Below are 21,323 nucleotides of genomic sequence, written 5' to 3' on the forward strand. Positions count from 1 at the left end.
TTTGCAACATTATAAAGGTAATCTATGCGACCTAAAGTCGTCAGGAATGTTAAATTTGACAATATGCAACATGCATTAACGTTTTGATAACGTTTATAGTGGACATTCGCGTATGTACAACTTTTACGCTAAGCAATTTATTATGAAAATAAAGACTACTCTCCTGTTCCTGGCACTGTTTTGCCAGATAAGCGCCTTTTCGCAATTTGTCATTTCCGGACAGTTGAAATGGGAAGCAACTGCTGCTCCGTTTACCATTGGCGATGAAACCGTCGAAATCTGGAAATTCGACGGAGGCATCACCTCCGATCTCTATGATGGCCTTCCTTACTACCTTAAACAATTTGATCTGCCTTCCAATGGCCGTTTTGAGGTGGAAATACTTAGCACCCAATACGAACCTTTTTCCATGCAAACGACGATTGCCGACAAACATCTTGGAGAAAGGCTCGATTTCCATACAGTAGTGGGCCGTGACCGAAATGCCTATTACGGAAAGATCGCTTTTATTCCAATTGTAAAAAGAAACGGCCAATACGAACGCCTCACCGCTTTCCAGTTTCGGATCAGGTTTACTTCTGAGCCGGTTACCTCTTTCAGGGGACCCGAAAATACTGAAATTTCGGCCCTTTCCAATGGCGATATTTACAAACTGGCCATTCCCGCAACGGGTATTTATAAGCTGTCCTATAATTTTCTGAAAACTCAAATGGGCATCGCCATTGATAATATTGACCCCAGAACGATAAAGATTTACGGTAACGAAGGTGGACAACTACCTTTTTATACTGAAGCGGAACGTTCCGATGACCTGGTGGAAAATGCCATCAGGATCGCCGGAGAAGAAGATGGCAGCTTTGATTCCGGTGACTATATCCTCTTTTATGCGGAAGGCGCCAATAAATGGACGTTCAATGAAACCAATCAGATTTTCGAAAGAGAACAAAACATTTACGATACAAAAAATTATTATTTCCTGAAGATCAGCGCCGGCAACGGATTGCGCGTTCCTGTCCAGAACAGTTTGCCTGCTGCCGATTATTCCACCAGCGAATTTGATGATTATATGCGCTTCGAGCAGGAAAAATTAAATGTCTTCCATGAATGGGACAGAGCGGAAGGTTCCGGTCAACAATGGTTTGGCGATTATTTTAAGGTGGCCAGAACCTATGATTACGATAATATATTCAGTATTCCCAACCTGGTCACTTCGGTTCCTGTTAAATTAAAAGCACAAATGCCGCTCAGGGCTGATGTCAGTTCCCGGTTCAATCTGATCATAAATGGACAGACCTTAAGCAGTTCCTATGCCGGAGCGATCTCTGTACTCTCGGGAAAAAACGACAACATCATCGATTATTACAAACTTGCGACCATCGATCAGGATGTCACGCTGAATTCAGGAGATATCGATATCACCGTAACCTACCCGCTGCCCAATACTTCTCAGCCCAGCGAAGCCTGGCTGGATTACATTCAGATCAACGCCCGGCGACAACTGATCATGGCAGGAGAACAGATGCATTTTCGTGACATCAGCAGCATAGGACAGGAGGCCACCACTTTTAACCTGGCCGGAGCCGGTAACAATATCCAGGTATGGGATATTACGGAACCCCTGCAGGTACGGCAGCAGGCCGTAACCTTAAATGGCAGCACCCTGCAATTCAATGCAGCGACCACTTCTTTAAAAAATTTCATTGCCTTTGATCCCTCACAGGGATTAATGCAACCCGAATTCATCGACAAGATCGACAACCAAAATATTCACGGCTTAACCGATGCTGACCTGGTGGTTATTTACCCGGAGGAATTCGAAACCCAGGCCATCCAGTTTGCCGAACACCGAAGCAGCCACAACAACTATAATGTGGCACTTGTCCGCATTGATCAGTTGTACAATGAATTCTCTTCCGGACGTCAGGATCCTACCGCCATTCGTGATTTTGCGCGCATGCTTTACGACCGTTCCGCTAACTTTAAGCACATGTTGCTCTTTGGGGATGCTTCTTTTGATTTCCGCAATATTTACGGTTTGAACAATCATTTTATTCCAACCTTTGAGCGGGACAGTTCGAACCCATTGTTCAATTTCCCGACGGATGATTATGTAGGCATCCTTTACCACGATTCCTCCAATGATCCACTGGGAGGTAATATGAGCATTGGTGTAGGCAGGTTTCCGGTTACCAATGAAGAAAAGGCTGCGGAAATTGTCGAAAAGGTCATCATGTATGACAACCATCCCGATCGGATGAAAGACTGGCGCACCCGTATGGTTTTCCTGGGGGATGACGAAGACTCAGGTACGCATTTTGACGACGCGAACATGGCGGCAGATATCGTCCGCGATGAATTCCCTTCCTTTAATGTGGATAAATTATTTATCGATGCCTTTCCCCAGGTTTCGACCTCTGCCGGGGAGCGTTCTCCAGCGGTAACGACCAGCCTGAACAAGTCCATTTTCAAGGGCGTATTGGCCGTAACGTATCTCGGCCATGGCGGACCTAAAGGATGGGCGCAGGAGCGTATTCTGAATATTTCCGATATTCTGAACTGGAAAAACGAAGACCATTTCCCGTTGTTCATCACAGCCACCTGTTCTTTTACGGCCTTTGATGACCCCTCTTTTGTGTCGGCGGGAGAGCAGACTTTTCTCAATGCCCATGGGGGTGCCATTGCGCTTTTTACCACCACCCGGGCCGTTTACGCCAATGCGAACTCTACCTTAACCAATGAGACGATTCGTCAACTTCTGACCCCGGCCAGCGATCATAAAAAAACCCTCGGTGATGTCTTCATTGAAGCCAAAAACATGGTGGCCAGTTCAACAGGATTAAATTCCCGCAAGTTTGCCCTGATGGGCGACCCCTCGCAAGTAGTGGCCGTGCCTCAATACAATATTATCACCACCAAAATAAACGGCAATGATGTTTCCACTTCCGAACCCGATACGATCCGTGCGCTGCAACAGGTGGTCATCGAGGGCGTTGTCTTAAAAACTGATGGCAGTATTTTTGACAATTTCAATGGCACTATTTACCCGACGATCTACGACAAAGATCAAACTTATTCCACCCTTCAGCAGGATTCAGGAAGTCCTTTCCGGAATTTTAAAATTCAGAAAAATGTATTATTCAAAGGAAGGGCTACGGTGATCAACGGGCACTTTTCCTTTAACTGCATTATTCCCAAAGATATAAATTATGAATTCGGGGCGGGTAAGATCAGTTATTACGCCGCTGACCCCAACCAGATGATCGATGCAGACGGATACTCCAAAGACATCATCATCGGAGGGATCTCCCCCGCAGGATTTGCCGACGACCAGGGACCTCAGGTGGAAGTTTTTATGAATACAGAAGATTTCGTTTTCGGAGGCATCACCAACAGTGATCCGACTTTATTGGTCAAACTATCCGACGATAACGGCATCAACGTGGTGGGCAACAGTATCGGCCACGATTTGGAAGGGCTGGTGGATGACAATACACAGAACACTTTGGTGCTCAACGATTTTTATGAAGCTGAGTTGGACGATTACACCAAGGGAATGGTCAAATACCCGCTTTCCAAACTGGAAGAAGGCAGACACACCATGAGGATAAAAGCCTGGGATGTGGCCAATAATTCGGCCGAAGGCTACACGGAGTTTGTCGTGGCCTCCAGCGCCAATATCGCACTGGAGCATGTCTTCAATTATCCTAATCCGTTTTTTGATCATACCTGCTTCCAGTTCGACCACAATATGCCGGGGGCTGAAATGGACGTCCTGATCCGCATTTATACGGTATCAGGCAGGCTGATCAAAACCATTGAACAAACGCTCATTACTGACGGCGCCATCCGACAGGATGATTGCATTGAATGGGATGGAAGGGACGACTACGGTGACCGTATTGGAAAGGGCGTTTATATTTATAAAGTGCTGACAAAAGTTAAAAATACGGGAAGCAATGATTTAAAAGGAGAAAGTGCGTTTGAAAAATTAGTTATCTTAAAATAAAAATTGCTTTTAAACGTAAAAGTGGCAGGGTCTTTGATTGTTAGGAAAAACAGCAGGATTAATTACTATAAAAAGTATGTATTCAGTTATTGCAACAAATACCTAAACAATTAAGTAAAACCTATTGAAAATGAAGACATAATTACCGTTTTCTTTAATAAATAGGCCTGATCTTGCTCGCCAGATATACCATTACAAATAGGAATAGTATATTTGCAGCGATTTTTGAAAAATACCTTACATCGATAATAGAACTAACGATTTATCAACAGAAAATAAAACACTGGAAGAAATTATAAATTTAAAACCAAACAAAAGGAAATCCCGCCAACGGGAAACCTATCGGGCCGGGATGATAAATTTAAAATTTTAAAGCAGATAAATCGGTGTTTAAATATTTTGTAATTCATTATTAAATGCTTGAATATCTCATGAAGAATTTAATTATTACTACTACTTTTTTAATGGTTATGCTCGGCTTTTACCAATCAGCTGAAGCCCAATACTGCTATGAGGAGAATGGTAAATACTACAACCTCGACGGCACCCCATGTACCAACGCTGTTTTAACGGCAGTACCTTTCCTACGTATCGTTGCCGATGCTCGTTCAGGGGCGATGGGTGATGTAGGACTGGCGATTTCTCCGGATGCAAATTCCATGCACTTCAATGCCTCCAAACTTGCTTTTATTGAAGATAAAGCAGGTTTGTCAGCCACCTATACTCCGTGGTTGCGTTCATTGGGATTGAATGATGTTTATCTGGCTTATTTATCGGGTTTTGTAAAAACGGGTGATCTTCAAGCCATTGGATATAGCCTTCGCTATTTTTCATTGGGGAGCATTCAGTTTACAGACGCTAACGGAATGGCGCTCAACACCGGCAAACCCAATGAGTTTGAAGTTGCCCTGGCCTATTCCCGTAAACTTACCGATGATTTTTCTGCTGCTTTAACAGGAAAATTCATCTATTCCAACCTTGCTTCAGGCCAACAAACCGAGGGAGGGGATGTGATTGAGCCGGCGCTTGCAGGTGCTGCCGACCTTTCTGTATATTATCAAAATGAAATGAAATCAGGCGACAACCTAAATTTCGGATTGGCCATCACCAATATAGGATCAAAAGTAACCTACACCAGATCTTTGCTTAAGGATTTTATCCCTACCAACCTTGGAATCGGTGCGGCTTATGAATGGCAGATCGATGATTACAACACCCTGACCATCGCTACTGATATCAACAAGTTATTGGTGCCAACTCCTTGCCAGGGAGACGGTTGTGATACAGACGGTAACGGTCCTGACTATAAAGAGATCGGCTCCATCAAGGGTATTTTCACCTCGTTTAGTGATGCTCCGGAAGGATTCAGTGAAGAGTTGAAAGAGCTCATGTACTCCTTTGGAGTAGAGTACTGGTACGATAAGCAATTTGCTGTGAGAGCCGGTTACTTCGCCGAGCACGCTCAAAAAGGCAACAGGAAATATTTTACCGTTGGACTGGGCTTGAAATACAATATCTTTGGAATGAACATTTCTTACCTCGTTCCTACGACCACCCAACGTAATCCTTTGGACAATACGCTGCGTTTCTCCCTGTTGTTTGACTTCAGTGCTTTTGATGCGGGGGAATAGTCTGGTTACTTGTTACTGGTTATTTATGAGAATATTGGCAACCACCAGATTATAACAAAGAGGCCTCTGAAAATAAATTTTCAGAGGCCTCTTTGTTATTAAAATGCTACGGGCCAATAAGCCGGATCCTGTAATGCTGCCGAAGCAACATCTCTGTCATTTATCTACCCTCCGGCTCGCGCCGAAGATCTATCTGCCTACCCCTTCGAACTTTCCTTGCGAAAAACAGGCCGGGTAAGCCTGACTTCCCTCCGGGAAGGAAACCTTCCCTTTGAGATGATCCGAATGTACATGGCATTTCAACCCACAAGGTTTACCAACCGGAACTGTTACCAGCCCGGCCGTGCGCTCTTACCGCACGTTTTCACCCTTACCCGAAGGCGGTATATTTTCTGTTGCACTTTCTGTATCCCGACACAAGTGTCGCGACCCCAGCCGTTAGCTGGTGTGGTACCCTGCGTTGTCCGGACTTTCCTCATTTCGATTTTCATCGAACCGCGACAGAGTAGCCCGTAGCAAATGTAAAATTAAATTCTTTTAGGTAAAGTTCCGGGGAATGGGGAGAAAAGTTTATTAGTAGTGATTACGGCATTGTACAATATAAAGCGATTCAACTTCCACCTTGTAGACAATACGATGTTCAAAATTGATACGCCTGGACCACCACCCAGTCAAATCATATTTTAGTGCTTCAGGTTTACCCGTCCCCTCATAAGGTGTGCGTTCAATTTCTTTGATTAGGCTATTGATCTTTTTAAGAATCTGTTTATCGTTATTTACCCAGTATAAATAATCTTCCCAACCAGTATCTAAGAATATCTTTTTCATGCCGAACAGATTACGCCTCAATCAACTCCCTCTCCGTTCCCTTTCCCTCTTCGTACTGCTTAATGCCCTTTAACAATCGTTCAGCATTTTTTGGATTTCTCAATAAATAAAAAGTTTCCTGCATGGCATCATAATCACTTTTGGGCATAACAATTACGTCTTCTCCGTTTTGGCGGGTTACGTGAACTGGCTCGTGTTTGTCAAAAACAAGATCCAGGTAATATTTAAGTTTTTGCCGAAAATGACTATAGGAGGTTACATCCATGATTTTATTTTTTACAAATATAATCCAAACGAACCCAATGTACAAGGTTGTTGTACAATATTTAACAATTCTTTGTTTTTAATCTATTATTTACTACCAGTGGCCGACCTATTTTCAGGCACGTACAAGACGTCTACCGCCAATCCGTTTCCCGTCCACCACCTACTCTCCCAGCTTCCCTTCCAGTTTTTTTAACAACAACTCCGCTGCCTTGAGTGAGGAGACGTCGTCTTTTACCATGATCAGGTATTTGAGGGATGGTTTCAGGTGCAGGCCCAGTTCTTTTCCACCCTCGGAAAGAAAAGCCATGATCTGTTTAAAGACGGCACTTTCGTAAAAGGGAGATTGAGGGTTATCAATAAAATAGCAGCGCAGTTTATTATTTTTGAGAATGACCCGTTCAAAGCCCAGTCTTTTGCAGTGCCAGCGTAGACGCAATCCGTTGAAAAGTTCTTTGACTTGTTTCGGCAAAGTCCCGAACCGGTCAACCAGCATTTTGGTGAAGTTATCTATAGCCTCCTCTGTTTCCAGGGCATCGAGTTGGGAATAAAGGCTGAGTCTTTCCTGTATGTTGCTGACGTATTCATCGGGGATGAGCATCTCCACATCGGTTTCGATCTGTACATCGTGAACATAGGTTCTCTCTTTTTCCATTTCTTCTTTGAAGAGGTCCCGGAACTCATTTTCTTTGAGTTCCTGTATCGCTTCCGCCAAAATACGCTGGAAGGTCTCGTAACCTATTTCTGAAATGAACCCACTCTGTTCGGCTCCGAGTAAATTGCCGGCACCCCGAATATCAAGGTCACGCATGGCAATCTCAAAACCGCTGCCCAGTTCCGAATGTTCCTCCAGTGCTTTCAGCCTTTTCCGGGCATCCGAAGACAAAACGGACATCGGTTGACTAAACAGGTAACAAAAAGCTTTTTGATTCGATCGTCCCACTCGTCCGCGCAATTGGTGCAGATCGCTCATCCCGAATTGGTGGGCATTATTGATCATCATCGTATTGGCGTTGGGAATGTCCAGTCCCGTCTCAATGATGTTGGTGCACACGAGTACATCGTATTTCTTTTCGATGAAATCCATCAGGGCGGTTTCCAGTTTCCTGGCTTCCATTTGACCATGAGCAATCCCAACCACCACATCCGGACAAAGCCTTTGGATAATCGCCGCCATATCGGGGAGTGACTTCACGCGGTTGTGCACAAAAAATACCTGTCCGCCTCGATTCACTTCGTAATAAATGGCCTCCCTTATCAGTTCCTCGCTAAAAATACGCACCTCCGTATGAATAGGTTGGCGGTTGGGCGGTGCCGTCCGAATGATGGAAAGATCACGAGCCGCCATAAGCGAAAATTGCATCGTCCGGGGGATGGGGGTGGCCGTCAGGGTCAGGGTATCGACATTCACTTTCATGTTCCTCAGTTTTTCTTTTGCCACCACCCCGAATTTTTGCTCTTCATCGATGATAAACAACCCGAGGTCTTTGAATCCGACATCTTTACCCAACAGGCCATGGGTGCCGATAACGATATCCAATGTTCCTTCCTTGAGTTTGTTGAAAACGTCTTTTTTTTCTTTAGCCGTTTTGAAACGGTTGATGTAATCGACTGAAACGCCGAATTCCTTGAGGCGTTCGCCGAAGGTACGATAATGCTGTAGTGCAAGAATAGTGGTAGGCACCAGGATGGCTACCTGCTTGCCCCCGATTACGGCTTTGAAAGCCGCCCGAATGGCTACTTCCGTTTTGCCAAAGCCCACATCTCCGCAGATCAGCCGGTCCATAGGATTCGGGCTCATCATATCTGCCTTCACATCATTAGTGGCTTTGAACTGATCGGGAGTATCTTCGTAAAGAAAAGAAGCTTCGAGCTCGTTTTGCATATAACCATCCTCCGGGAAAGCAAATCCCTGGGAAGCTTTTCTTTTTGCGTAGAGTTTGATCAACTCGCTGGCAATGTCTTTAACCTTTGCTTTGGTCTTATTCTTGAGCCGCTTCCAGGCATCGGATCCCAGTTTGCTGAGTTGTGGAATCGTGTCCTCCTTCCCTACGTATTTGGTGATTTTGTGCAGGGAATTGATACTCACATACAGGACATCATTGTTTTTATAAAAAATTCTTACCGACTCCTGTACATGTCCGTTAATGTCAATTTTTTCCAGTCCGGAAAACCGCCCTACCCCGTGATCGATATGGGTGACAAAATCTCCCGGTTTGAGTTCCCTCAGCATCCGAAGGCTGATGGCCTTATCTTTTGTGAATCCTTTTTTGAGTTTATAGCGATGAAAACGCTGGAAAATCTGGTGATCGGTATAACAGGCAATATTCATCTCCGGATCGATAAATCCTTCATGGATGGCTTTGGTCACCGGGTGGAAATCGACCTGCGCATCTAGGTCTTCAAAAATAGAATAAAAACGCTCCACCTGCTTGGTGCTGTCAGTAAAAACAAAATTTTCAAATTGTGCCGCTGTATTCTTTTTCAGGTTATCAATCAGCAGGTTGAAATTTTTGTTGAAACTGGGTTGGGGTTTTGAATTAAATTGCAACACCTCGTCTATAGGAACTGGAATTTTGGGAGAACCGATGAAGATCAGGTTGTGCTTTTCAATATCGCCGATCACCTCATCAGGCCTTATAAACGCCCGGTCGCGGAAGATGGTGGCCAGCTCCCCTTCATCCAGGATGGTGAGCGATTTGGAAAATTCGGCGGCTTTTTTGAGACACATCTCGAGCCGGTCCATCAGCATCTGAAAATCCTTGATCCAGATATTCGTCTCCTGCTGCAACACCTGGAACAGGGATACTTTTTGTGTTTGTTCAAATTTGGTGTGAATATTGGGAATGACCGACAACCGGGAAATGGATTTGACCGATAATTGGGTGGTGGGGTCAAAGGTCCGGATACTTTCCACCTCTTCGTCAAACAGCTCAATCCGGTAAGGGTAATCGTTGCCATAAGAGAATACATCCACAATACCTCCCCGGATGGAAAATTGCCCGGGTTCATAAACGAACTCTTCGCGGGAGAACCCGAATTCCACTAAAATATCCGTTAAGGTAGGTACATCAAGTACTTCCTTTACTTTTACTTCAATGCGATGCTCTTCTAAAAATCTGGGTTCAACCACCTTCTCAAAAAGCGCTTCAGGGTAGGTGACGATGATCTCACTTCCCGAAGCCGAAGTGATCTTGTTGATGGTCTCCGTCCGTTGCAGGATGTTGGTATTGTCCATCACTTCAAAATACAATGGGCGACGGAAGGAGTCGGGGAAAAAGCGCACCGACCGCTGATCAAAGATCCCTTCCAGGGTATTCAGGATGTAAGCGGCATCTTCCTTATCGGTGGCGATGAATAAATGATGACCCGTTTCTGCCCGGATCGTTCCGGACAGGACAAAGCATTCCTGTGAACCCACCATTCCTTTTAATTGTAACCTGGCTGGTTTTCCCGAAGCAGACGGCTTCGTTGGGCTCAAAGCCCTGACGATCTTCTCGGTGCGTTTATCTGTCTGGAAAATATCCAGCAAACGCTCTAAATTTTTCACGGGAACGAAGGTAAGGAAAATGGTAAATTTAATTGGATAAAAAATAAAATTAACGATGGAATGGGCCGAGGGAGTGGCATTCTTTCAACCCCATTCCTGCCTGCTGTTATTTGGAAATTACCCGTGGATTTTGTAACTTGAACCACTTCTTATTTTGTAGACTTTTTTTGCCAGATGGATCTGTTTTCCTGATTATTTTCCACAACACTTCTTTTGACATCCATTGAGACCATGTTTTGAGTAGCCATTGATATGGCCTTTTTTGACCTGCAGTCATTTTACTGCTTTGTCAAAACTATTTTATTAATACATCATGGGTTCAATGAAAAAAAAACGGTTCGCCAGGCATTAGGGGTTGCCTTGTTTTTAGGGGCAAAGATCGCCACCCGAAATAAACCCGGTAAGCAGTTCCGGCAACCAGAGCAAATAACTACTATGGAAAATAAGCTTCTCGCTCTTGAAAAACAGCTAAAAGCTTTGGAGCAATAAATTGGACCTTTTTTATAAAGCAGGTGTTCCCGTTTCACATTGCGTGAATTTCGGGACGCCTGTATTTTTTTTTGACATCAAGGGAAGCGTTCCGCCTGTGTTCCATAATTTCTGATTGGGTAGAATAGAACACGGATTGAACGGGTGAAACAAATGAACACGGATTTTCATGGCCTTTATATCAAGGTGTTTTATTAAAATAAAAAAAAAGGAATGGTTCAAAAATAAATTTACAGTTTTCTGCGCTGACTCCACTTTAGGGGCGGGGCGGAGGTGTAGCATAAGTGTAAATTCATTTTTACCGCATTAATAAGACAAATGCCACCTTAAAATTTATCATTTAAAATTTTAAATTTATTATTTCTCAGGGATGCGCCGCTACCCAAACCTCCCCGTCTTCAAAAATTTCCTTTTTCCAGATAGGGACGGTCTGTTTTAGTATGTCTATGGCGTATTCACAAGCCTCAAAAGCAGCTTTTCGATGTGGGGTGGTGACGGCAATGATGACGGCAATGTCCCCGATATCGAGTACGCCCACGCGATGGTGAATGGATATATGAATGACTTTCCAGCGCTCGACGACAGTTTCGGCGATCTTTTGTAATTCTTTCAACGCCATTGGTTCGTAAGCTTCAAACTCCAGGCGTATGACCTTTTTGCCTTTCGTTTCGTTTCGCACGGTCCCGATGAAAACGGTGGAGCCTCCCGCTTCCGGAGCGGCTGAGAATTGGATACATTCAGTTGTATCGAGGGACGTATGTTTGATTTGTATGTCGATCATTGGTGTGTTTTTTGTCTGCCAACGGGTGGAATATGGTGTATTTTGAAGTTTCCTTTAAGCCTTCACCCGAATAAAACGATTGTTCTTTATCGTTTAAAAACGACATTCTGATGGGTTATGTTCACCAGGGAAGCTTTAACTGCTTTACTTCATTCTGATAAAAATCCTCCAGCTGTTCAACAAGTTCCTTTGAAATCGGGTTGTTTATACTTTCTACATTACTGGTTAACTGAGCAATATTTACATTGCCTGGAATAACGGTAGAGACCGCATCATATCCCAAACAAAACGAAATGGCTTTTTGTGCAAGATCATTTTTTGCCCCGACAATTTCCCTTACTCTGTCAACAAGATGCGCCCTGGTTTGAATATCCTGCCTGGACCAGCGGCTTCTAATATCATTAAAGGTACTTTCAGCACTGTACTTTCCTGACAACCAACCTGAATCGAGCGGAATTTTTACGATTAAGCCAACCTCTTTTTCTATGGCCATATCAAATGCTCTTGAGGCATCCTGATGTAAGATATTGAAAAAGGCTTCAATCACTTTAGCATTTGTGGTATTCATAAACAGCTTCATCTCTTCATAAGTGTCTAATGATGCTCCATATCCTTTTATTTTGCCTTCTTTCATCAATCGTTCGAGTATCTCATAATGGTCGTTTTTATTGCCATCCAGATACTCAAAAGGCGGATTATGAATAATGAGCGAATCAACATAATCCACTTGTAATCTTTTAAGGCTGCCCTCCAAAGATCGCTGAATATAATCCGAATTAAAATTAGTGCTACCCGAATCAGTATGCCCAAATTTTGTATTGATCACTATTTTACTTCTGTCAGCACCTTTCAGCGCTTTACCTAGCCGGTCTTCGCCTGTACCATATCCATAATTTGGCGCTGTATCAAAAAAATTAATCCCGTATTCCAGTGCGCTTTCTACTATACCCAAAGCCTCCTTTTCCGACATCCCCTGCCATCCGGAATCATTTCCCAATTGCCAGGTACCAAGTCCAATTTCAGAAACGAGGGGTCCATCCTGGATGTATCTGTTATATTTCATATGAACATTGATTAAATATTAACTTAGCCGGAGTTTAGCATTTTGAATTAGTAATGTTCAAAAAATACAGCATATCAAACACCGAACTTTGATTGGAGGCATTTATCCGTTTATTATTGTCCATGTACCTGACTTGCCGGAACATGGTCGTAACTCAATACTCTTTTCAATTTCCAGTCCCCTGCTTCCAGGATCCAAAGATGCGTAAATTTTGCGGTGCTTGTGAGGTATTTGGGCGCCTCCCCTTTTTGTCCGTAAAACAGGTGTTCCCCGGTTTGAATGGCCCCATACAACTGCCCGTTATTATATAAAGGATGGATGGCTAAACTGTTTTGGGCCAACTCCCTCGTCGCTTTATAATCCATATGGCACAACCCGGATATTCCGAGGATAAAGTTTTCTTTTGAATCTGTGACACCGGATTGGTCGTGATAAAATTCAAAATCATCACTGATCAACAATCTCATCTGACTGGTATCACATTGGTTAAACCCAAGGCTGAAAAGCAAACTGTCCCTGGCCCTCAAATCATTGAAAATCTTTTGATTCTCCGGACTATATACCTTCGTTTCTTCGGTGGGTTGGTTTGCTTTACTGACCTGTTTTGACATTTGGGCATTACAGCCAAAAAGTCCGATCAAAATGACCATCAAAAAGTACAAATTGTTTTTTCTCATTTGTTAAAAAATTATGGCAGGATTATATGTTTTGGAAACTTTTTTTATTTTTTCATCCACAAAGTATCCCTGTTAACGGCTAACGGAATATTTTGTTTTTTCTTATAAAACAGTGTACCTGTAATGGCCAATAAAACGGTCAGTCCTCTGATCAGATTGGCCTCAAGCCCCCCCAGGGCATTATCAGAAACAGCGAAAATTTCCCAGGAAAGGTTCATAAAAAAATGCAGGGCCACGGGAAGCCATAAGTTGTAATTCCACTCCACATATAACCATGCAAAAAGCCCGGCGCCCATAAAGGTAGTCATAAAAATACCGATTAAAGTAAGCAGGTCGTTGCTTTGATACAAATGCAGGGAAGCAAATACCAAGGCACTGATTATCAGCGAAATAAAAAAACCAAACCGCGTATTTTTAAATAACTGCCCGAAGAAAAACCCGCGATAATAAAGCTCTTCAAAAAACGCGGCGAACACACACATAAACCAAAAATTCTTCCATTCCAGGTGGGGCTTAAAGTCGGCAAAGATTCCATATCCAATAAACATGGGGATGGAAAAAAGGAAGGCAAAAAGAAACCCTTTTACCAGGTTGCTCTTTAGTCCCAATGGGGCAAAAAGTTTGTACTGATTGGCAAAAAAAACAAAAATGAATGCCGGCAACCCAACCACGGCATAAGCCAGGAAAAAGCTTAAGGGATACAGGTGAACCACACTTTCCACCCGATAATATATTTTGGCAAAAAAGACCTCTTTGGCGATGAAAAACAATCCAAAGAAAAGACACAAGGTGAGGAAATATTTTAAGTCTTTATTCATGCTTCTAACGATTGGTGTTGGGTTCGGGCAACCGAAAAATCTGCTGAATTAGCTTTTCGGGAGGGTTTCAGGGTTAAATTTCTCCCGGACCATCCTGTTTTTCGCGATGCTTCCGTGTGTTGAAATAGGTTATGAAGGGGGCATAGTTGGGCAATATTTTTTTTTAAAATTAAGCCAATATTATAGATTGTAACCATTTAGGCCAGCATTATTTTTTCAGGAAGGGGGATACTGTGGCACCAGAACACTCCGGTTTCAGGCTGCCTGCTTCCCTGTTTTACGGTAAAAAAGTCCCCCGGAAACCGCCAATACCACCGCCAAAACATACCAGTACTTACGCCACAAAGGCACGTTCAATACCTCCAGCGGCCCGCTTTCGCCAATCACATTCAGGTGCGACCAGTAGTAGGGAGCCTGGTAAGTCGGAGGGGCATTTTCCAGGTAAGTGAGTTTGGCCCGGCGCATGGCCTCGGCTTTGGTCTGGCCTTTTTTAAGGTTTTTGTAAAAATCCACCAGGATCTCCTTGGTGGATTTATCGGAGGCATTCCAGAGGCTGGCGATCAGGCTCGGACAGCCGGCAGCAGAAAAGGCCCGGGCCAGGCTGCGGACCCCTTCTCCCCTTTCGACCAGGCCGGTGCCGGTGTTGCAGGCGCTGAGGACGGCCATATCGGCATTCAGGGCCAAACCGTAGAGGTCGGCGGCGCGGAGAAAATAAGCGGTGCTGTCATTTTGACGGGTAAAGATGAGGGCGGAATTCATGGGGTATCGTTCGTTGAGCACGCCGTGGGTGGCGAGGTGCAGGATGGCGTAGTCGCCTGCATTTTGGAGGAAGGCTTCACGGGTGGCGTTTTGGTTGATCCAGGCATCGCCGTGAAGCAGCCAGGCAATCTCATTGATCTCATCATCGGAAAATTCCAGGTGGCCAAGTGCCCGGGAAAGCGGAAGGCTCGCCAGTGGGTTATCTACGTAAGTGGCCAGGTCTGCCAGGGTATAATCATCGTATTCCAGGCCGAAACCGGCAAAGGTGTGTCGGGCTCTTTTTTTAGCGGAGTAGCCAAACAACAGGCGATTGGAGTAGGCGTAACTGATGGCGTAATCTTTGAGTAGGTAATGAGGCGTAGTGCTTGTGTTATCCAGCACCAAAACATCAAAAGACAATTGAAGCAGCGGGCCGTCGGGGAGGAAGATCAGGTGATGGATCTCCTCTCTTTTTTCAGCTTTCTCCAGGGGGGATTTCACCAGCCATTGAAACAGCTGGTAATTGTCGGAAACAGAGACTGTTCCATTTCCCGGCCTTTCCATTTTCTGCCGGAAAGCCAGGCAACGTTCCTCGAATTGTTGCGGTTTATCAAACTTCACGTAATCGAACCCGCTTTGGGTAATGACAAAAACAAAAATGGAAGCATCGCCCACAAAGTATTCCAGCATGCAACTGCCCCGGGGAAGTTGTTGTTGAATGGCCGCTACGCTTATGGTTTGATCGAATCGGTATTTCAGATCATAATAGTCAGGATACGCTGACTCAAAGTCAATGATTAACTTTTGATACTCCCTGCGCAAAGCAAAAAGGCTGTCCCGCAATACGGGATCGGCCTCCTGGTCTGCCTGTTCATAGATCTTTGATTCCAGCTGAAAGATGGACCGTTTCAGGTTTTTCTCCTGCTCCCGAAGTTCCTGTGGAATAGAAGACCAGGCTTTGGCCTGTTCTTCCTGCATCCCGGCCAAAAGCACCATGGCTTTATTTTTAGCGGCAAAATGATAGGCCGCTTCCAGGTATTTTCCTTTTCCCGTTTTTTCAAACAATTCCAGGGCCGTCGAAATTGCCTTTTCATAAATAGGGTAACGCTGCTCAATCAACTCAAACTGCGACCCCTGCGCCTCATAACTTTGCCGGATCTGGATGATGACCGTATCTATTGTCAGGTAATTTTGAAAAGCGGCTTCCAGATATTTCTGATCTTTCCTTCCTTCCTGCTCATAAATGGCCGCAAAGATTTCAGCTTTTTGAGCAATGGTTTCCAGGAAGGAATTCTTGTTTTTAACAGCCTGCTGTTTAAGATTAACCGCTACAAAAGGATCATCGGTTTTAAAATCAGGTAACAATGCATGGAGGGATTTTTGATTGAATTCCAGGGCTTCGTGGTATAGATTTTGTCCGAGACTTATTTTGGTGCGGTTGCGGTAGATTTCGGCTACACGCGGGTGATGGAAGGTGCCCCAGCCGGAAGTGGTGTATTTCAGGGCTTGATTGAAATATTCAATGCCCTGGGTCCATTCTTTTGTTTTGGAACAGAGGTTTGTGAGGTCGGTGTAGGTGTTGCCGAGACGTTGTTGGATGTCTAAATTGTTGTTGCTATTTTGATTTTTTTTAAAAACATCAATTGCTTTTAAATAATGTTTTTTTGATGAATCAAATTGACCTGAGGCTTGTTCACTATTTGCAAGATTATGAATTACACTCCCTATTTCAATTTCGGATTCAGAATTCATAAGCCTTGAATAAGAATCGATTGAATTTAAATAATTAACGATCGCTAAATCATAATTTTTTTCATCATTATAGATTATACCCTTTGCATTATACAAGTCTGCGATTCTACTCATACTTTGGGATTCATCAAGGGAATAGTAATTAAATACCAGTTCCCAATAAACCAAAGCTGTCTTATTATCTTTTAAGAAGGAATTAATTTTATACATTTCTGTATACATTCTCATTAATCTTGGAACATCATTTGATTGTTTTGATTCAATTAATTTTTCCATCAATGCAATAGCTTTTGTTATATCATTTTTTGCATTACCATAATCCTGCATCCTTCGTAAAACACTTCCTCTATTAAAATACCCACGAATGACATCAATATGATTAGCCCCCAGTTTAATTTCTCTAATTTCTAAGGCTTTAGAATTATTTTTTAAGGCATTATCCATATCACCTTTCATATAGTAATTAACCCCAATTTTATGATAAATTGGTGCTAACTTAATCCTTTCCACCGCTGTATCAAGAGCCACGATAACTTCTAGTAATTCTTCTAATGTCTTAATAGCCTGATCATAATTTTGGTCTTCGATTCTCAATGCCTCAGCTTTTTCAATTGTTATATTAACAAGGGAATCAATATTTTGGGAAAAAGAAAATTGGGAAAAAATAAATAGACTGGATAATAAAAAGAAACCCTTCATAGCAAATATTATTTTAAAAAATAACATGGACTCAATTAATCATTGACGTTATTTAAAGTTTTCGAACGTTAAGGCTTAACTTTTCGGGTAAAGCTCATTTTAAGTTTTATATGGATTATACGGAATAAAAATAGCATAAGTCCGGCAAGTCCGATGCTTTTGGCAAAGATAAGTTAGGACAAAATAAACACCTTTATTAAAATAAATTCAGAATCAAAATGTCAATTGAGGTATAATTTGAATAATTAGGCTGATCCAAATAATTAGGCTGATCCAAATAATTTGGATCAGCCTAATTATTTAAATTAATTTTTAAAAATCGCTTTACTAATAGATCTACCCTTTTCGTTTATTCTTAAAATGTATAACCCTTTTGGAATATTAAACGAACCGACTTCTAGTTTTTTAAATGCAAAATCACTCTTTTCATCAAGTATCCATAAATCACTATAAATCTGTCTGCCAAGTTGATCCAATAACTCAATTGAAATGATGCCTTTTTCAAAATTAAGTAGTTTTATTTCTATATTATCGGAAACGGGATTTGGAAATAACTCAAAGTTTTTTTCACCCATTTGACTTTTTTCTATTTCCCCTTCGAGTAAGAGCACATTATTAATAATGGTCTTACTTAATGATTGATTAAGATTTTTATCACATAAGGACGACAAATCAATCCCATTCACTAAATAAGATTTTGTTCCCTTCTCTGACTCAATAGTATAACGATCCACTTCAATGGCATTTTTTAAAACCGACAAATAAGAAAAATTGGCAGCAGATAGCAGACTTAAAAAATCAACATTTGATCCCGAATTAACACTTGATCCTAGATTGCCTAAAATTGGATTTGTATAGGCATCAACTGCTTGTTGCACCCAAGACACATAATACTGGACGGCTACTCCAGTTGTAATTGCTGATGAAAATGAGGTGCCAGAATTATTCAAAGTCCAATACCCACTTAATGTAGGTGTTAAAATTTCAGTACCTGGGGCATAAACATCAACACCAGAACCAAAATTACTGAATCCTGCCAATTTCCCTAAATGATTTAAGGATCCCACCGTGAGGTGATGATCATTAAGCGCAAAAAAATCTGCTGGCCCATAGTGAAATCCAGTAAAACCATTCATTAAGTTTTCATTAGTTATTTCCAATCCACTATTCCCAGATCCACAAATAATAATCCTATCTGAAGGTATGTTCAATAAATTTTTTAATTCAGACGCTCCGCTTTGTAAAAAATAAATTCCTTCTGTCCCAGATGGAAAAATGTCGTAAGAAAAACCCCAGGAAAGGTTTAAAATATCCAAATCCAATTCATTGGCCATTTCTACAGCCCGTATCATATTAAAATAACTCCCTTGTCCATTTTCATCAAAAGCCTTAATAATATAAAGCTCCAAATATTCAGGCGTGATACCTGCCGATTGGGCTAAGCCTGCTATAATACCCGCCACACTAGTTCCATGGCCATGGTCATCAATAGCTGTAAAATCATTATTGTAAACATTATTTTCATATATAATATAATCAGTTATAAAGCTATGGTAATGATCAATACCTGTATCAATTATCCCTACTTTTACTTTTTGATTTTGTGAAATGGAAGAACAATTCAAAAGTCCTGGATAATCATCGACATACCCCGGAATAGGGGTATAATTATCTGTTGGCAAACTTTCAACTATTTGCCCCAAATCCATTGGTATGCTTGAAACATAATAGTTGAGATCAGTGTCATCAATTTCACTATTACTCTGATGATTCTCTATAATATCCACCACATTATACAAAACAACCTCCACCCCATTAAAATCCGTATACTCAATAGGAAATGATTCAACCTCGACCAAAAAAATGTCATCCCCGATTTGGTCAATAATTACACCATTGATTAGATCCAGGTAATCATCAATGTCCTGCTGGGTAGCTTCATCAGCAAAATCGATGATGATCTGGTTTGGATTGTAGGTGCCCTGGCCTGTTAAAATGGTGACAAAAGAGAATGCCATACACATCGTCAGAAAAAATAGAAGCTTCTTCATAATTTTAATTTTAATTTCATTTGATAAAATCACCTGAATTTTGAGTTAAAAACTAAACGTATCCCTTATATAAGCCGCGAGATGGCCCCATGTGACAAAAAAAGACATACTTTTTTCAATATTTCTGCTTTTTTATGGATTTTATGCACAAAACGGATGTAAAAACGTCGGGAGAGGTCAAAATCGGGAGATCGGCCTAAAGTTAAAAAAAGGAATTGTTTCTCAAAAAGAAAGGAGGGGAATTTTAATTCGATTGGAAAGCAAATAGAGTTATATGCTTCTGACTTAAAGGTACGAAGCGAAATATTACTAAGAAAAAGGATAAAACACGGATGCCCGCAGGACAACGAAATCCCAAAAGAAAAAAAGAAGTGTTTTGAGTGCGATACACCTCCTTGCCCACCCCGGGAAAGCGATCAAAAAAACAAGCAACCGGCAACCCGCCCCTACTTATGCTTTATCTTCAACACCAGAATGGTTCCGATAAAAAAGAAAGTCACCGCATTGGCGATGATCACGGGCAGGTCATGCATCAGAATGCCGTAAAGGAGCCACAGGATGATGCCGACCACCAGCAAAATATAGGTGGGCAGCGACAGGTCCTTGGTGTTCCTGGTTTTGATGGTCTTGAGCGCCTGCGGGATGAAGGCGACCGTGGTGCAGGTAGCTGCGACGAGGCCGAGGACAGTGGTTGCGGTGAATACCATGGTATGTATTAAAAGGTGTTACAAAATTTTGTGCAAGGTAGTACATTTGGCGAGAGTATGGTTTACCGGAAAGGGAAAGATTTTTACCCTGATTAGTAATTTTCCAAACGCCCCCATCTTGCCATCAGCCTGTTATCCGATGAGGAGAGATGGCCATCCACTCACCTATTCCTGCCCCGGCAGGATTTCAGGTAAAATGATTCGGTGCCCACAAAAAAAGGGAGCGAAAAAATCGCCCCCTTTTAGTTGGTGTATGCTTAAATCTGTATCGGTACTTAACCATTGGATAAGGCAGCCGCTCCCCCGACAATCTCGAGGATCTCGTTGGTGATGGCTTCCTGACGGGCTTTGTTGTAGGAAAGTCTCAAATTTCCCAACAATTCCTGGGCATTTTCCGTAGCGGCATCCATGGCGGTCATCCTCGCACCGTGCTCGGAAGCATGGGTGTCGAGTACAAATTTCTGGAATTGCGTCTGGATAATACTTGGGACAAGATGCTCCAATAATGCCTTCTTGTCCGGCTCAAAAATATAATCTGCCTTCATTCCACTTTCTTCTCCGTCTGCCGTTTTTTCAATCTTGGCCACCGGCAGGAATTGTTCTGCCACGGGAATCTGTACTGCTGCATTTTTGAACTGGCCGTAGGCAACGGTTACGGAATCATAAAGTTCTCTGGAAAAACAATCCATGATTCTTTTGGACACTACGGCAACATTATCAAAGCTGAGATCATGGAACAATTCCACGTAATCATTAAAAACGCGGCAATCCTTATAGGCCGGTTTTTTGAAAAATTCGTAGCCTTTTTTACCAATCGTGATAATATCCAGGTGCCCCTTTGCACGTACGTCGGCATATTTATTGTCGATCGTTAAAACAGCTTCTTTGATGATGTTGGCGTTGAAGGCACCGCAAAGTCCCCTGCTGGAAGTAATCACCACCACACAGGCTCTTTCGATGGGTCTTTCTTGCCCAAAAGAAGTATCGATGTCTCCCTCGAGGTTGGAAAGAATATTACGCAACATCTCATTCAGCTTATTAGCATAGGGACGCATTTGCACTATTGCATCCTGTGCTCTGCGCAATTTGGAAGCAGATACCATTTTCATGGCCTTCGTGATCTGCTGGGTATTGATAACGGACTGGATCCGGTCACGTACTTCCTTTAAATTTGCCATATCAGTTTTTAAATTGCTGGTTGTTTACCCGCTGCCCAAGAAATTGCGGAGGTCGTCAAAATCAATGTTATCCAACACCGGACGCCTCCTT

14 protein-coding genes and 1 other RNA gene are annotated in these 21,323 nt (G+C 42.6%); 3 read left to right on the top strand and 12 right to left on the bottom strand.

All coding sequences use genetic code 11. The features are described 5' to 3' along the window. The first annotated feature begins 142 nt into the window (after positions 1-142). Both porU and porV read left to right on the top strand, forming a co-directional pair. On the top strand, positions 143-4,006 hold the full coding sequence (gene porU / locus H6571_10555) for a type IX secretion system sortase PorU (GenBank protein ID MCB9324164.1): 3,864 nt from the start codon (positions 143-145) through the stop codon (positions 4,004-4,006). Between the two features lie 431 nt (positions 4,007-4,437). Continuing rightward, positions 4,438-5,637 (top strand): type IX secretion system outer membrane channel protein PorV, encoded by a 1,200-nt coding sequence (gene porV / locus H6571_10560; protein ID MCB9324165.1) that lies wholly within the window; start codon positions 4,438-4,440, stop codon positions 5,635-5,637. Positions 5,638-5,738: 101 nt separating this feature from the next. Here porV and rnpB read toward each other — a convergent pair. From rnpB to mfd, 4 genes are all read right to left on the bottom strand, one after another. Beyond that, positions 5,739-6,154, bottom strand: an RNA gene (gene rnpB / locus H6571_10565) — RNase P RNA component class A. 56 nt (positions 6,155-6,210) lie between these two features. After that, complete coding sequence (locus tag H6571_10570) at positions 6,211-6,465, bottom strand: Txe/YoeB family addiction module toxin (protein ID MCB9324166.1); 255 nt, start codon at positions 6,463-6,465, stop codon at positions 6,211-6,213. A gap of 10 nt (positions 6,466-6,475) precedes the next feature. Next, complete coding sequence (locus tag H6571_10575) at positions 6,476-6,730, bottom strand: type II toxin-antitoxin system prevent-host-death family antitoxin (protein MCB9324167.1); 255 nt, start codon at positions 6,728-6,730, stop codon at positions 6,476-6,478. 162 nt (positions 6,731-6,892) lie between these two features. Then, positions 6,893-10,279 carry a transcription-repair coupling factor gene (gene mfd / locus H6571_10580; protein ID MCB9324168.1) on the bottom strand — a complete coding sequence of 1,129 codons (3,387 nt, stop codon included), beginning with the start codon at positions 10,277-10,279 and terminating at the stop codon, positions 6,893-6,895. A gap of 252 nt (positions 10,280-10,531) precedes the next feature. Between mfd and H6571_10585 the strand changes: the two genes are divergently transcribed. Further along, complete coding sequence (locus tag H6571_10585) at positions 10,532-10,768, top strand: hypothetical protein (protein ID MCB9324169.1); 237 nt, start codon at positions 10,532-10,534, stop codon at positions 10,766-10,768. Positions 10,769-11,132: 364 nt separating this feature from the next. Here H6571_10585 and H6571_10590 read toward each other — a convergent pair whose 3' ends face one another. The 8 genes from H6571_10590 to atpG form a co-directional block, all read right to left on the bottom strand. After that, positions 11,133-11,549 (bottom strand): molybdenum cofactor biosynthesis protein MoaE, encoded by a 417-nt coding sequence (locus tag H6571_10590; protein MCB9324170.1) that lies wholly within the window; start codon positions 11,547-11,549, stop codon positions 11,133-11,135. A gap of 121 nt (positions 11,550-11,670) precedes the next feature. Next, positions 11,671-12,612 carry an aldo/keto reductase gene (locus tag H6571_10595; GenBank protein ID MCB9324171.1) on the bottom strand — a complete coding sequence of 314 codons (942 nt, stop codon included), beginning with the start codon at positions 12,610-12,612 and terminating at the stop codon, positions 11,671-11,673. Between the two features lie 113 nt (positions 12,613-12,725). Beyond that, positions 12,726-13,289: a nuclear transport factor 2 family protein gene (locus tag H6571_10600; protein ID MCB9324172.1), complete on the bottom strand. Its 564-nt coding sequence runs from the start codon at positions 13,287-13,289 to the stop codon at positions 12,726-12,728. Positions 13,290-13,333: 44 nt separating this feature from the next. Continuing rightward, the gene (locus H6571_10605; protein ID MCB9324173.1) at positions 13,334-14,107 is read right to left on the bottom strand and encodes a CPBP family intramembrane metalloprotease; all 774 of its coding nucleotides are present in this window, start codon (positions 14,105-14,107) and stop codon (positions 13,334-13,336) included. 255 nt (positions 14,108-14,362) lie between these two features. Next, on the bottom strand, positions 14,363-17,191 hold the full coding sequence (locus tag H6571_10610; protein ID MCB9324174.1) for a CHAT domain-containing protein: 2,829 nt from the start codon (positions 17,189-17,191) through the stop codon (positions 14,363-14,365). Positions 17,192-17,601: 410 nt separating this feature from the next. Then, positions 17,602-19,347 carry a S8 family serine peptidase gene (locus tag H6571_10615; protein MCB9324175.1) on the bottom strand — a complete coding sequence of 582 codons (1,746 nt, stop codon included), beginning with the start codon at positions 19,345-19,347 and terminating at the stop codon, positions 17,602-17,604. 446 nt (positions 19,348-19,793) lie between these two features. Then, complete coding sequence (locus H6571_10620; GenBank protein MCB9324176.1) at positions 19,794-20,054, bottom strand: SemiSWEET transporter; 261 nt, start codon at positions 20,052-20,054, stop codon at positions 19,794-19,796. Positions 20,055-20,329: 275 nt separating this feature from the next. Beyond that, complete coding sequence (gene atpG, locus H6571_10625) at positions 20,330-21,232, bottom strand: ATP synthase F1 subunit gamma (protein ID MCB9324177.1); 903 nt, start codon at positions 21,230-21,232, stop codon at positions 20,330-20,332. Positions 21,233-21,323 lie beyond the last annotated feature (91 nt).

Source organism: Lewinellaceae bacterium, from assembly GCA_020636105.1.
Classification (GTDB): domain Bacteria; phylum Bacteroidota; class Bacteroidia; order Chitinophagales; family Saprospiraceae; genus BCD1.